This is a genomic window from Streptomyces sp. SYP-A7185, assembly GCF_046103685.1.
Taxonomy (GTDB): domain Bacteria; phylum Actinomycetota; class Actinomycetes; order Streptomycetales; family Streptomycetaceae; genus Streptomyces.
The window spans coordinates 376,447-388,984 of the sequence record NZ_CP122310.1 but is presented as its reverse complement, the minus strand read 5'-3'; the positions used below and the strand labels follow the sequence as shown (position 1 = coordinate 388,984).

Below are 12,538 nucleotides of genomic sequence, written 5' to 3'. Positions count from 1 at the left end.
GCCGCACTCGGCGGTCTGCGTCTGTGCAGGTGCTACGTCTGGGTCAGAGGCTGTGTCTGCGTGGCGGGCGGTTGCGCGGCCCGGGAATCGCCGTCCTGCCGATCGCCGTTCTGGTCTCCCGGCGACGCGGGGGACACCTCGGTCGGCGCATCCCGTTCGTCCAGGGCGATCTGGACGAGGCTGGGCTCGTGGCCCCGGCGGACCAGCGTGCCGCGACCGGGCGGGCGGCGGTGGGCGCGCTGGTCGTGGACCAGGACCCCTTCGCGGTGGTCGCCGGACAGCAGCAGGGCGTCGGAGCCGATCTCCTTGAGCTTGCTCAGCAGCGGGTCCGACAGCAGGGCGCGGGCGGCGCCGCTGACCCGGCGGGCCAGCACCAGGTGGAAGCCCAGCTCGTCGGCCTGCGGGATGAACTCGGCCAGCGGGGCGAGCGGGCCGCGTCCCATGCTGCCTGCCGCCAGGTCGTAGTCGTCGGCGACGACGTACAGTTCGGGGCCCTGCCACCAGCCGCGCTCGGCGAGCTGGGCGGGGGTGATGTCGGCCGGGGGTACCCGGGAGCGCAGTGTCTCGGTGAGCGCCTGTACCTGGCCGCCGACCAGGTCGGAGTTGCCGCCCCGGGCACCGATGTACTCGTCGGGCACCACGCCCAGCAGGCTGTGCCGGTAGTCGACGACCATGAAGCGCAGGTCGTGCGCGGTGTGGCGGGCTGCCAGGGCGCGCATCCAGGCGCGCAGGAACGCGGTCTTGCCGGAGCTGGAGTCGCCGAAGACCACGAAGTGGGGGGCGCCGGAGGTCAGGTCGAGGCCGACGGGGCGCAGATCGGACTCGCGCAGACCGATCGGTGTCTCGTGGTCCTTGATGGCGGCGCCATGGCCCTCCCAGCGGTCGGCGAGGGCGGGCGTTGCGGTGGCCGACAGTTCGCGGACGGTGATCCGCTCGGGCAGGACGCGCAACGCCGGGGCCGCCGCCCGCTGCCAGCTCTTGGCGATCTGGGACACCAGCCGGCGCTCGGCGTCGGCGAGCCCGTCCATGCCGTCGACGCCGTCCAGTCGGGGCAGTGCGACGTGGTGGGTCAGTCCGGGTGAGGCCAGCCCTCGCCCGGGAACGCTCTGGCCCAGGGCCCGGGCGGCGGGGCGGCTGATCTCGGACTCGGAGGGGTCGTTGAGCCACAGTTCGAGGCGGCCGGGAATGTTGTCGCGCAGGCCGACGCGGATCTCCGCCCACCGGTTGGCGGTCAGCCACAGGTGGACCCCGACGCCCAGCCCGCGGGCGGCGATGTCGGTGAGGGTGGTGACGGCGTTCTCGTCGGAGGCGTGCAGGGCAGCCCAGTTGTCGACGACCAGCACGATGTCCGCGGCCCGTACGCCGTCGGGCAGTTCGCCCTCGGAGCGGCGGGTGCGCAGCTCGGCCGCCGACTGGATGCGCAGGTCGCGGAACATGCGCTCGCGCGCGGAGACCAGGCGGCTGACCTCGGCAAGGACCCGGCGTACCCGCTCCTCGTCACGGCGGCCTGCCACGCCCGCCATGTGCGGTGCCTCGCTCAGCTGGTGCAGTGAGCCGCCGCCCATGTCGATGGCGTAGAACTGCAGCTCGTCGGGGGTGTGGGTGAGCATGGCGCTGAGCATCGCGGTGCGCAGGAAGGTGGACTTGCCGCTTTGCGGGGCGCCCACCAGCGCGACGTGACCTTGACGTCCCGTCAGGTCGGCGGTGAGGGGCCGCTGTTCTTGGCGCGAGGGTACGTCGAGCACACCGATGGGGAACACCAGCTGGCCCGCGTAGGGCCACTGGGGACAGCGCAGCCCCAGCTCCGGGTCGATCTCCGGCTCACCGAGCAGCGAGCTGAGGGCGAAGTGCGTCGGCAGCGGCGGCAGCCACACCTGGTGGCCCGGGGCGTCCTCGTGCACCAGGCGCTCGACGGCGATCTGCAGTTCGGTCGCGACCGCGTCCGGCGTCCAGGCCCAGCCGGTGGCCTCGCTCTCCTCGGGGGCGAGCGGCGCGAGGTCACCGTGCACGGCGAAGGGCACCGGTTCGGCGGCCACGGCGGTCGTGGCGGTGTCCGGCTCGTGGTAGGGCGCGGAGACGTGGGCGACTCGGAATCGCTCGTAGACCGACTCGTCCACCTTCAGATAGGCGGAGCCGGGGATGGCGGGCAGCGCGTAGGCGTCGGGGGTGCCGAGGACGGCTCGGGACTCGGCGGCGCTGAAGGTGCGCAGGCAGATCCGGTAGGACAGGTGGGATTCCAGGCCGCGCAGCCGGCCTTCCTCCAGGCGTTGTGTGGCCAGGAGCAGGTGCATGCCCAGGGAGCGTCCGACCCTGCCGATCTGTACGAACAGGTCGATGAAGTCGGGCCGTTGGGAGAGGAGTTCGCCGAACTCGTCGACGATGACGACCAGGTAGGGCAGGGGTTCGAGCGGCTTGCCGTGGATGTCGGTGCCGCCCGCGGCCTGACGGAGCTGGTACTCGCGTACGGAGTCGACGTTCCCGGCCTCGCGCAGCATCCGCTGCCGGCGCTGCTGTTCGCCTTGCAGGGCCCGGCGCATCCGGTCGACCATCGCGAGGTCGTCGGCGAGGTTGGTGATCAGGCCGGAGACGTGCGGCAGCTCGGTGACGCCGGCGAAGGTGGCGCCGCCCTTGAAGTCGACCAGGACGAAGGCCAGGTGCTCGGGTGCGTGCACCATGGCCATCCCGGTGACCAGCGTGCGCAGCAGTTCGCTCTTGCCGGACCCGGTGGCGCCCACGACCAGCCCGTGCGGGCCGATGCCGCCCTGCGCCGACTCCTTGAGGTCCAAATGCAGAGGTTCGCCGGTGCCGGTCACCCCGATGGGGACGCTGAGCAGGTTCTTCTCGTCGGGGCCGCGCCGCTTGGCGGCCGGGTCGAAGGCCGCGAGGTCGGAGAAGCCCAGCATCCGCGAGAGGGAGATGTGCTCGGAGAGGACCTGTTCGCGTTCGCCCGAAAGGCGCAGCGGCGCCAGGGCACGGGCGGCAGCCATCAGCACGGCGGGCTCCACCTCGTCGACGGTGCCCTTGTCGATCGTCGCGTGCAGACCCGGTGTGCGCCCCTCCAGGACGAGGCCGCCGCGTGCGTCGGTCCGTGCGCGGACGTCGACCCGGCCCGGTTCGGAGCCCTCCTCTTCCACCAGGCACACCACGTGCACCCCCAGGTCGGGGCCAGCCTCGGTGAGTAGGTCGGTCAGCAGGGCCGAGCGGGCCCAGTGCGTCCCGGGTTCGTAGTCGTCCAGGAGGACGACCAGTTGGCGGCGGGGGCTGTTGTCCCGCTGCGCGATCAGACGGCTGGCGCGGTCGGTGCGGGCCGCGATGGCCTGGTCCAAGGTGGCCCGCAGATGATCCTGGAGTCCGGCGAGGTCGTCGGCGAGCAGCGGCACGACTTCCTGATCGCGGCTCTGCGCCTCCTGGTCGGGCTGCTGGGCGTGCGGCAGCCACTTCACCCAGTCCCAGGCGGAGTTGCCGCCGGTGACCACGGCAATCCGTACGTCGTCGGGGGCATGCAGCACGGACAGCTGCAGCAGCAGGCTCTGGGCCAGCTCCCGGGTGCGTGGGCGTGGGCCCAACAGGCTGACCACGCCGGACGCCCGCAGGTCCAGCCAGGCGGCCTGGCCGTCCACCGTATTGTGCGCGTCGACCAGTTCGGCGGCGGCGTGCTGGCACCGCATGTCGACTTCGATGGTCGGATCCTTCTGTTCCGGCACCTGCAGGGCGTCGGCCAGCGGCACCGTACCGGTGCCGAGCCGCAGCTGGAGGAAGTCGCTGTCGCCGGGGCGGCGTTCCCACACGCGGCGCCGCTGGTGGGCTATCGCCCACAGCCGCTCGGGGTGCGGATGGCGCCATGCGTCGGCGGCCTGCTGGCCGACCTTGGCCAGCAGGGCCCGCTTGCGGACGCCGGACAGGTACTCCAGGTACTGCTCCCGCTGGCGGAACTGATTGCGGCGCCGGCTGCCCCGCAATTGCATCCGGACGCCGATGGTGATGCCCACGGAGACCACGACGAAGGCGAAGCCCAGCAGGATCATCCATGCCTTGCCGTAGGCCACCATGTACGCGGCCATGCTCACGCTGGACAGCAGGGGCAGGAGAAGCATCAGCCAGCCCGCCGCGCCCTGCGGCTGGGGCCGCTGGGGCGGAGAGGCCAGTTTCGTCAGGCCCTCGGGCATCGGCGGGGGCGTCATCCGGACGGGGCGGTGGAAGGGGGTTCGACTCACGGTGGCTGCCTAGCTGGCTGTCGGGGCGGGGAGAGCGGGGCGGGCGGGAAGAGGGTGTGCTCAGTACGGGAAAGGCGGCGTGCTCAGTAGGGGAAGGTCATGGTGACCGCCGTCCTGTTGGTGTCGGTGATCTCCTCGGGGGCGGCGCCGGGGTCGCCCTCCGCCGACTGGTTGGCGAGGAATTCCTTGAAGAGGTTGGTCACGCCCACCTCGGCCACGCTGAAGTTGCCCGACGCCATGCCCAGGCCGTCCGCCAGCGTGGGCAGCACCCCAAGGAGCGGGTTCTCCACGGTGCCGAACAGGGCGGTCATGACTCGCGTCCACTCCTTGCTCAACTCCTCGGCGTCGGAGGCGGCCTTGCCCTGCCAGGCGACGCGCAGCCCGCCCAGGGTGGTGTTGATGGCGCCGATGCGCTCGGAGACGACCAGGGCGAGGTCGGCCAGTTGCTTGGACGTGCTTGTCATGCCGCCGGGGGACACGTCGATGACGGAGAGGTCGTAGTCGGTGGTGCCGTGGTCAGCCATGACTGGCCCTTCGCGGGTGGTGATCCGATGGATACATCAGATATGGGGTGATTCCCTCAACAGCAGGAACCAGGGAGCTTGCTGACAATTCATGAGGTAAGTGGTAAACCTGACCGCAGTTCTTCGGGGCGTTGCCCCGCACGCCACGCCCCCGGACACCGGGCCGGGAAGTCGGCGGGGGAGAGACGAGGGAGACGCCGTGACCGACCCGATCGACTCGCAGTACGACAAGACGCCGCTGCCCGAGCCGGAGGTGACGGACGAGGACGGTGACGGAGAGGCCGATCCCTCGGCGGACAACGGCAAGGACCTCAGCCACCTGGTACCGGATACCGAGGTCGCCTGGGATGCGCCGCCCTCCTTCAACCTCGACCCGAAGGACCTGTCCAAAGACGGGGGCGGACCACCGGCCGAGGAAATCACCGAGCCCTCCGCGGATCTGCGGATCGACCTCGGCGCACTGCGCACCGCGGAGCAGTCGATGCTCACCGAGGCCCGCGGCGCGGTGAACAAGTACGAGGAAGTCCGCGCCAAGGTCGCCGCCGTCAAGGACAGCGTCTTCGGGCAGGGCGCCACGGACAAGTACGAGAAAGGGGCAGGCAACAGCAACTCCATGGCGTACGACCCCATGGAGGGCAAGTCGGTCGCCAACCCGTTCGCCGCGACCGGCGAGACCTTCGCCGCCGAGATGAACCCGGCCATGGAGCGCGCGCTGCTCCAGATCGGCTCCACGATCGAGAGACTGGGCGAGTACATCGCGCTGCTCAACCACTCCGGGCAGGTCTACGCGGAAGCCGACCGCAAGTCGCGCTTCCCCGAACCGCCGTCCAAGAAGTGAGCCGGCCGGGGCCGAGGCCCCGCTGCGCCCGCGCGGAGTGAGGCGACCGCACGCCGCCTCACGCTGACGCGCCCTGCGCCGTCCGCCGGGCTGCGCTCCGGGCACGCCACGATGCCGCTCAGGCACCGGACTGCCCGTCGCTGACGTTGTCGTAGTTCGCGTTCTCGGCGTTGTGATAGTTCGTATAACTGGTGTGCATCCGGTGCACGATGTCCTTCAACAGCGCTTCCAGATCGTGCTGACTGGTCTGGAACCACGTCTTGATCTCGTCGAACGTGCCGTAGGACGGGCTGTTCCAGTGGGTGCTGATGTCGTTCGACTTGGAGTCGATCGCCGCCATGGTCTCCGAGATCGACGTCGACTCCCGCTCCACCACACCGATCGCTTCCTTCAGCGCCGCGAGGTCCGCGCGCCACTGCGTCATGCCCGGGTCTTCCGCCATCGCGAAGCCACCCGCCTTTCACCTTGGTCCGAAGTCCTGTGGCGTTCTGTCGTGCCCTGTCGCCGGCACACCCTCGGCCGCGGGGATATCGGCGGGCTGGAGAGTGGTGAGCAGTTCCTCGTCGGCCGAGGCCAGATCCACGGCGCTCATGCCGAGTTCGGCCACGCGCTGCGCGTGCCGCTCGGTCATCCGCTGGAACACCTGCCGCGCGCTGCGTCCGTTGCCGAACTGCTCGCCGCGCGGCAGGGTCTGGAAGTAGTCGTGCAGCGCTGCGGTGGTCTGGGGCGTGAAGATGTAGTCGTGGCTGTCGGCCTGATGCTCGACGATGCGCACCAGCTCGGCCGGGGAGTAGTCGTCGAAGGTCAGCGTGCGCGTGAAGCGCGAGGCCAAGCCGGCGTTGGATTCCAGCAGCCGGTTCATCTCGCTGGGATATCCGGCGACGATGACGACCACCTCGTCGCGGTGGTCCTCCATCAGCTTCACCAGGGTGGAGATGGCCTCCGAGCCGAAGTCGGTCGACTGGCCCGGGGGCGCCAGGGAGTACGCCTCGTCGATGAACAGCACGCCGCCCAGGGCGCGCTTGAAGACGGCGGTCGTCCTGGGCGCGGTGTGTCCGATGTACTCGCCGACCAGGTCGCCGCGGTCGGCCTCGACCAGGTGGCCCCGGCCCAGCAGCCCCAGCGCCGCAAGGAAACCGCCGTAGAGGCGGGCCACGGTGGTCTTGCCGGTGCCGGGGTTTCCCTCGAAGACCAGGTGCCTGCTCAGCGGCGGCGGTGCCAGCCCGGCGTCCTGGCGGACCTTGACCATCTGCATCAGCTTCGTGAGCGTGACCACATCGCGTTTGACGCCGTCCAGACCGACCAGGCGGCCCAGCTCCGCGTGGAGTTGCTCCAGTTTCGCCGCGGCTGCCTCGATGCCCTCGGAGTCGGTGTCGGTGTCGGGGGAGGCCTTCTTGCCCCCATCCTTGGCGCCGGTGAGCCCGGCTGCTCTACGGACGCCGGGCTCGGGGGCGCTGCCCTCCCGTGCCGCCGGGGGTGACAGCGTCGGCAGGACCGGATCGGTCACCTCCTCGACGTGGCAGTCCTCCGCGTACACCTCGGCCCCTTCGTCCCGCAGCAGGTCGGTCTCGGTGCCGTCCACGGTGCAGCGGCGCAGCACGATCCGAGAGCGGGCCCCGGCGTGCACGGCGGCCAACCGGCTCGTCGTGAAGTGACAGTCCTCGTAGCGGCCTTCGCCGCCGTCCTCGACGAACAGCGCGTTCTTCGCCGCGGCTTCGACCGTGAGGCCGCGGACCGTGGGCCGGGCCCCGGCGTGCACCACCACACCGCTGCCCCGCGACTCGTGCACCGCTCCGCCCTCCACGTGGGCCGTGCTGTCCTCCTCCAGGAGCAGACCGGTGGTGCTGCCGGTGATCGTCAGGTCCTCCAGCCGGGCGCCCGTGTCCCGGCCGACCCGGACACCGGTCCCACCGAGGGAGGTGACGGCGCACTCCGCCAGCAGCGGCCGGTGGGTGGTGAGCAGACGGACGCCCTCGCGCTCGCCCTCGATCCGGCACTCGCGCAGGGCCGCGTCGCCGCCCTCCACGGACACCCCCGTCAACGCGACGTCGCTCACCTCGCACCGCTGCGCCAGGAGTTCGGCCCGTTCCGTGACCCGTGCGCCGTACTCGGGAGTGCCGCCGATCGCGCAGTCCCGTGCGGTCACCCGCGCCGAACCGCCCAGGTGCACGGCTGTATAGGCGGTCTCCCGCACGGTGCAGCCGGTCAGCGTGACCTCGGCCTCGCCCGTCGCGTACAGCCCGTTGGCGCCGGTGCGGGCGAAGGTGCAATCGCGCGCGGTGGTGTGCCCGGTCGCGCTGACGACCAGCGCGGTGTCCGCGCAGTCCACGGCCCGCACCGAGACCAACTCCGCGACGGCCTCGCCCGTGACCAGCACCGCGGCACCGGCGGTGTGGTGCACGTGACAGCCGTCCAGGGCGACCGCGCTCGCGTCTTCCACCAGTACACCGGAGCGCCCGGTACGGAAGATCTCACAATCGCGCAGCCGTACGCCCCGGGCGCGGTCGGCGGCCGGGGAGGGCGTCACCGAGCTCCGGGCTTCGTCGCCGGAACGGACATCCCACGGCGAGCCGTTCTCCGCGCCCGGCGAGCGGCCCGCCGTCCCGCGTACCCAGATGCCCTGTCCGCTCGCCTCGTACAGGCGGCAATCACTAAGCGCCGCACAGGCGTGCCCGTCCACCAGGACGGCGGCGGCGCCGCTGCCGCGTATCTCGCAGCGGGTCAAAGCCGCCTGGGCCCCGGCCATCATCACGACGCCGTTTCCGGTGACACCGTCGACCAGCGCGTCGGTCAGCTCCAGCACCGCCTCGTCCTCGACGACCACGCCGTCCCCGGTGCAGTCGCCGACCGTCAGCTGCTCCAGCGTGGTGCGGCTGGTGCCCGTCAGACGCACCGCCGTGCCCGCGGCCTGCCGCACCGAACAGCCGCTGAGCAACGGAGCGGCCGCCGCGGCGACCTCGACGCGGCCGCCGGTGATCTCGCAGTTCCGCAGCACCGGTTCACCGCCACGCAGCAGCACGGCGGCCTCGCGGGGCGCGGGGGAGACCAGCGCGAAGCCGCGCAGCTCGGCGCGGCCCGCGTGCACGGTGACGGCCGGGCCGCGCGGAGCGACCAGCCGTACGGTGCCCTTGGCGACCAGGCTGATGTCCTTGTCCAGGACCAGGCTCTCGGTGTACGTCCCGGCCTGCACCGTGATCACGGTGCCGGACTCCGCGTCCCTGACCGCTGCCCCGATGGAGCGATGGGCGCCCCAACTGCCGGGCGCCACACGCTGCGCGCCCAGCTTCACCCCCTGCACCCCTGTCCCGTCTGCCCGGCTCCTGGCCGCCGCGGCAGCCCTACCACCGCCCGGCACCGCCTCGGCCACGCGGTCACAGACCGCCGCCCAGGTTGGCCAGCCAGCCGAAGAGGCCCAGGACTCCGGCGGCCAGCGGCAGGGCGGCCACGACGAGGAAAGTGACCAGGGCCCCGGGCCAACTGGGGCGCTCCGGCTCGATGGGGCGCAGGGCTGCTCCAAAGGCCAGGAACAGCCCGCACGCGACCAGGACCACGCCCACGGCGAAACCGGTCAGCGGTCCCGCCGTACGCGAATCAAAGACGTACTCGGGCACCCTTACCGCCAAGGCGAGCAGCCCCAGCACTCCGGCGGCCAGCTGCGGCAGCACACTGGACAGCACGCGCACCGTACCGGCCTGGAGCAGCAGCCCGACGCTGACGCAGGCCACCAGGAGAAGGGCGTACACGCCCCGGGACGTCGTCAGAGTGATCAAGGCGGCCGAGAGGACGGTCGCGGACACGACACTGAGGAAGGTGAGCAGCCCGTTGCCCCGGCGGACGACGGCGGCGACATCCCCGCTGTCCAAGGCGGGGGCGCTGGTATCCGGGCCGTCGGGCACGAGCACCGCGATCTGACTGGCGATCCGGGGCAGCAGCCCGGTCAGTGAGAACAGCACCAGGGCCACCACGGCCGCCGAGCTGATCAGACTCGTGTCCAGCACGGTCAGCGGTGCCACGAACACCGCGGCCACCAGCGTCAGCATCTGGAGCACCACGGTGGCAGGAGCCGCCAGCGCGACCACTCCGGCCAGCGCGCCGATCACCGCGGTGCCCGCGACCAGCAGCGGCGTGGCCACCGGGCCATGGATGGGTGCCCCCAGGCCGGCACAGGCCAGCAGGGGGCAGGCGGCCAGCGCGAGGAGTTGGCGCACCGCGCGCGGCAGCGGCCAGTTCTTGCGTTCGGAGTACCAGGCGAGCAGCGCCGAGCACAGCGCGGCGAGACCGAAGAACAGCACGGCCAGGCCCGCTGTCCGGTGTGCGCTGAGCCAGCCTGCGGAGGCCGTCATGACCAGCAGTCCGGCGCCCAGAACGCACTGGGCGCGACGCCGGGCGCTCCACAGGCCGCCGTCGTCCTGGGCGTTCGCGACCTGTTCGTCCAGGTCGGTGACGGTCAGCTCGCTCAGCTCCGCGGCCCGGTGGTCGCGCAGGTACAGGGTGGCACCGTCCACGATGCCGGCCCCCGCAAGGGAGTCGCCGGGGGCCATGGAGGAGCCGCCCGACGGGGCGAGTGTCCAGACCGGGGGCATGCTCTCGGACTCGGGCTGGCCGCACAGGGTGGCGAGACGCGGAACGTATTCGGCGATCGGGGCCTGGGCGGGGAGCGCCAGGTCGACACGCCTGCGGTCGCCGACCACGGTGACCCGGCAGCGTTCATCGGGCACGGATGTCTATCCTTCGTGTCAAACAGCCGAGCGCACGATGGCGGGCTGGAAGTGCGGTGGTCTACTGCCGCCAGGTGGAGATGTTGGACCACTCGGCGTCGCTGTAGTTGTTCCAGTTCACGTGCATGGCTGCGGCGATCCGGCCGAGCACACCCTCCGGCCCGAACAAGCCGTCGGCCGCCAGGTCCCATTCGTTCTGCATGTCCTGGTAGTAGATGGAGGCTTGGCTCTCCCGCCAGGCGTCCACCAGCGGCGCCAACTGGGTCTTCAGCGCCTGCAGTTCACCGGAGATCTCTCCGGCTCTGCCGTTGAGTGTGCTGCCTGCGGCCGCGAGCCCCTCGCCGACGTAGATCGGCGTGCCGTCGATGTTGGCCATGAAACGCTCCTCGAATGGGCCGGTCCAGCAAATGAACACGCGGATGAACCGCTTGAAGGCACGGATGAACCGCCTGGGCGCGCGGATGAATCAGCGTGCCGTCAGTTGAAGTTCGTGCCGGAAGGCGCCTTCGGAACGTCCTCGCCCAACGCGGCGAGGTTGTTCAGGTTCTGCTGCTCGGTGTCCTTGTAGTTGACGTAGTTGCCCTGGAGCCCCTTGGAGATGCCCTCCAGGGCGTCATTGAGCATCCGCGCGTAGATGTCGTACTCCGCCATCAGGGTCTGGAACTGGTTGTGGGCGATGCCCTGCCAGCTGGCCTCCAGGCTGGTGACATAGGTCTTCAGTTCCCCCAGCTGCCCGGCGATCTCCGTGGCCGTCGTGGCCGTGTTGCTCGAGGCGTTGGCCAGATACTCCGGTGTCACCCGGTACGTCACACCGCCGATGCTTACGGAAGGCTCATCAGCCATAAGTGGGATCCACCCTTCTCGCCGTTGATCCGTAGTCAAACACCGCTGTGGGCGGGGTCAGGACGGGTGAGCAGCATCTGAACAGGTTTTGGACACAACGCAGGTGAGTTCGCCTGGAGTCAGGGGTTTCGCGGGCCGGCGGGTGCGGGATCGTGAAGTACCGGTAGCCCTGGGACCGCTCGGCGATGGCGTGGTCGCGGGAGGGCGCTTCGAGACGCGTACGAGCCAGGAGAGCCGGCGCCTCGTCAAGTACGTGCGCCAACGCAGTGACCAGCAGACCCCGTCTCTCCAGCGACAGGCTCCACGGCCGGCCCCTGCACACTGCATCTGCCCCGTCACGCCGGAGCATCGTCACCAACTTACTGAAACGGCGCGGGCTCAGCCCGGTGAGCGGGGTCAAGGCGTCAGCGCCGCGGTCACCCGGGCCAGGCGATCGACTGACAGGGCAAAACGGTTGGTGGGGTTGCGGAAGGAGTACTCGCCATCGTTCACGGAGAGGCCGTGCCCGGCTTTCGTCCAGCGCGCGGGACCAGGAGCTCCTTGGTCCTCCAGGAGAGCAGAGGCGAGAGTCTCGGGGTCTTCCACGCTTGTGCGGGCACGTAGCGCACCCGACAGGCGGCGAGCCGCATCCTCGGGTACGGCATCATCGCCGAACGCAGGCAACAGGAGCAGCAGCCGGGAGTGGGGATCGGTGGTGCTGCCGCCGGGCAGCATGTTGTCCGCAGCTGCCACGAGTTCGGGCCAGGACAGGCCCGGCCCCATGAAGTGCCCGTCATCCCGGGCGAGGAGTTCGGCCCGGTCCCAGTCGGGGTGATGGAGAAGGTAGTCGGTGCCGGTGTCGTCCGTGACAGTGCGGTAGACCACGTGGAGACGGTGATCAGCAGCGAGCGGAACCGTGAATGCCGGCCACTCGGCCTGTTCCCATAGCCGCCGCTGGAAGTCGCCGGCCGCATCGTAGTCCGCGCCGAACAGCAGTTCCTCGGCTTCCTCGTTGTGGATACACGAGTACAGGTGCCCCAGCCAGAAGAGCGGCTCGTCCAGGAGCCCGGCCTGGTACGTGAGGGGGCCACCGTCGTAACCAGGTATCCGGGCAGGACGCAGGTCTGCATTGTTCAACACGGACGACATCATGCCGCCCAGGCTCCGCACCCTGAAGTCGGTCACACCAGCCGTCGCGCTCGTGAAGATCCCAACGTCAAAGGCGACCTCTGCTTGCGCATCGCACACAGTGACGTCTTCGGCTGCGCGGGCAGATGGTCGAGGATTTGTATGTGCGTTTGGTCTGGCCGTCTTCGATTTTCCCGTCCTCGGTGCTGGGCCTGGTGTCGGTGTCCTGCTCGCAGATGTTCATGGTTCGGGTGCCGACCGGCGCCGCGGGTGTCTGTGCAGCCCCTCGCCTCG

Annotated in this window: 9 protein-coding genes and 1 pseudogene; 1 reads left to right on the top strand and 9 read right to left on the bottom strand. The window is 70.5% G+C overall.

Features of this window, described 5'->3' with window-relative positions:
• Nucleotides 1-32 precede the first annotated feature (32 nt).
• Both eccCa and QBL25_RS01860 read right to left on the bottom strand, forming a co-directional pair.
• Complete coding sequence (eccCa, locus tag QBL25_RS01865; RefSeq protein ID WP_409055176.1) at nt 33-4,214, bottom strand: type VII secretion protein EccCa; 4,182 nt, start codon at nt 4,212-4,214, stop codon at nt 33-35.
• An 83-nt stretch (nt 4,215-4,297) separates the two neighbouring features.
• Complete coding sequence (locus QBL25_RS01860) at nt 4,298-4,738, bottom strand: WXG100 family type VII secretion target (protein ID WP_409055175.1); 441 nt, start codon at nt 4,736-4,738, stop codon at nt 4,298-4,300.
• Between the two features lie 199 nt (nt 4,739-4,937).
• Here QBL25_RS01860 and QBL25_RS01855 point away from each other — a divergent pair, with 199 nt between their 5' ends.
• Nucleotides 4,938-5,576, top strand: a complete 639-nt coding sequence (locus QBL25_RS01855) for a hypothetical protein (RefSeq protein ID WP_409055174.1) — start codon at nt 4,938-4,940, stop codon at nt 5,574-5,576.
• Between the two features lie 118 nt (nt 5,577-5,694).
• Here the strand turns inward: QBL25_RS01855 and QBL25_RS01850 are convergent, their stop codons facing one another.
• From QBL25_RS01850 to QBL25_RS01820, 7 genes and pseudogenes are all read right to left on the bottom strand, one after another.
• On the bottom strand, nt 5,695-6,018 hold the full coding sequence (locus tag QBL25_RS01850; protein WP_409055173.1) for a WXG100 family type VII secretion target: 324 nt from the start codon (nt 6,016-6,018) through the stop codon (nt 5,695-5,697).
• A gap of 18 nt (nt 6,019-6,036) precedes the next feature.
• The gene (locus tag QBL25_RS01845; protein ID WP_409055172.1) at nt 6,037-8,865 is read right to left on the bottom strand and encodes a right-handed parallel beta-helix repeat-containing protein; all 2,829 of its coding nucleotides are present in this window, start codon (nt 8,863-8,865) and stop codon (nt 6,037-6,039) included.
• Between the two features lie 82 nt (nt 8,866-8,947).
• Entirely contained in the window at nt 8,948-10,294 is a 1,347-nt protein-coding gene (locus QBL25_RS01840) for an EsaB/YukD family protein (protein WP_409055171.1), read from the bottom strand.
• 61 nt (nt 10,295-10,355) lie between these two features.
• Nucleotides 10,356-10,670, bottom strand: coding sequence for a WXG100 family type VII secretion target (locus tag QBL25_RS01835; RefSeq protein ID WP_409055170.1), 315 nt, complete (start codon nt 10,668-10,670; stop codon nt 10,356-10,358).
• A gap of 101 nt (nt 10,671-10,771) precedes the next feature.
• Nucleotides 10,772-11,137 (bottom strand): WXG100 family type VII secretion target, encoded by a 366-nt coding sequence (locus QBL25_RS01830; protein WP_409055169.1) that lies wholly within the window; start codon nt 11,135-11,137, stop codon nt 10,772-10,774.
• 203 nt (nt 11,138-11,340) lie between these two features.
• Nucleotides 11,341-11,537, bottom strand: a pseudogene (locus QBL25_RS01825) (IS5/IS1182 family transposase); the annotation flags it as partial.
• Nucleotides 11,534-12,268, bottom strand: a complete 735-nt coding sequence (locus QBL25_RS01820; protein WP_409055168.1) for a hypothetical protein — start codon at nt 12,266-12,268, stop codon at nt 11,534-11,536. The pseudogene QBL25_RS01825 and the gene QBL25_RS01820, both read right to left, overlap by 4 nt.
• Between the last annotated feature and the right edge of the window lie 270 nt (nt 12,269-12,538).

What these genes read in the sequence shown, in the direction of transcription:
- QBL25_RS01830 (WP_409055169.1), bottom strand. Translation starts at nt 11,137, where the DNA reads ATGGCTGATGAGCCTTCCGTAAGCATCGGCGGTGTGACGTACCGGGTG.
- QBL25_RS01835 (WP_409055170.1), bottom strand. Translation starts at nt 10,670, where the DNA reads ATGGCCAACATCGACGGCACGCCGATCTACGTCGGCGAGGGGCTCGCG.
- QBL25_RS01820 (WP_409055168.1), bottom strand. Translation starts at nt 12,268, where the DNA reads ATGATGTCGTCCGTGTTGAACAATGCAGACCTGCGTCCTGCCCGGATA.
- QBL25_RS01850 (WP_409055173.1), bottom strand. Translation starts at nt 6,018, where the DNA reads ATGGCGGAAGACCCGGGCATGACGCAGTGGCGCGCGGACCTCGCGGCG.
- QBL25_RS01860 (WP_409055175.1), bottom strand. Translation starts at nt 4,738, where the DNA reads ATGGCTGACCACGGCACCACCGACTACGACCTCTCCGTCATCGACGTG.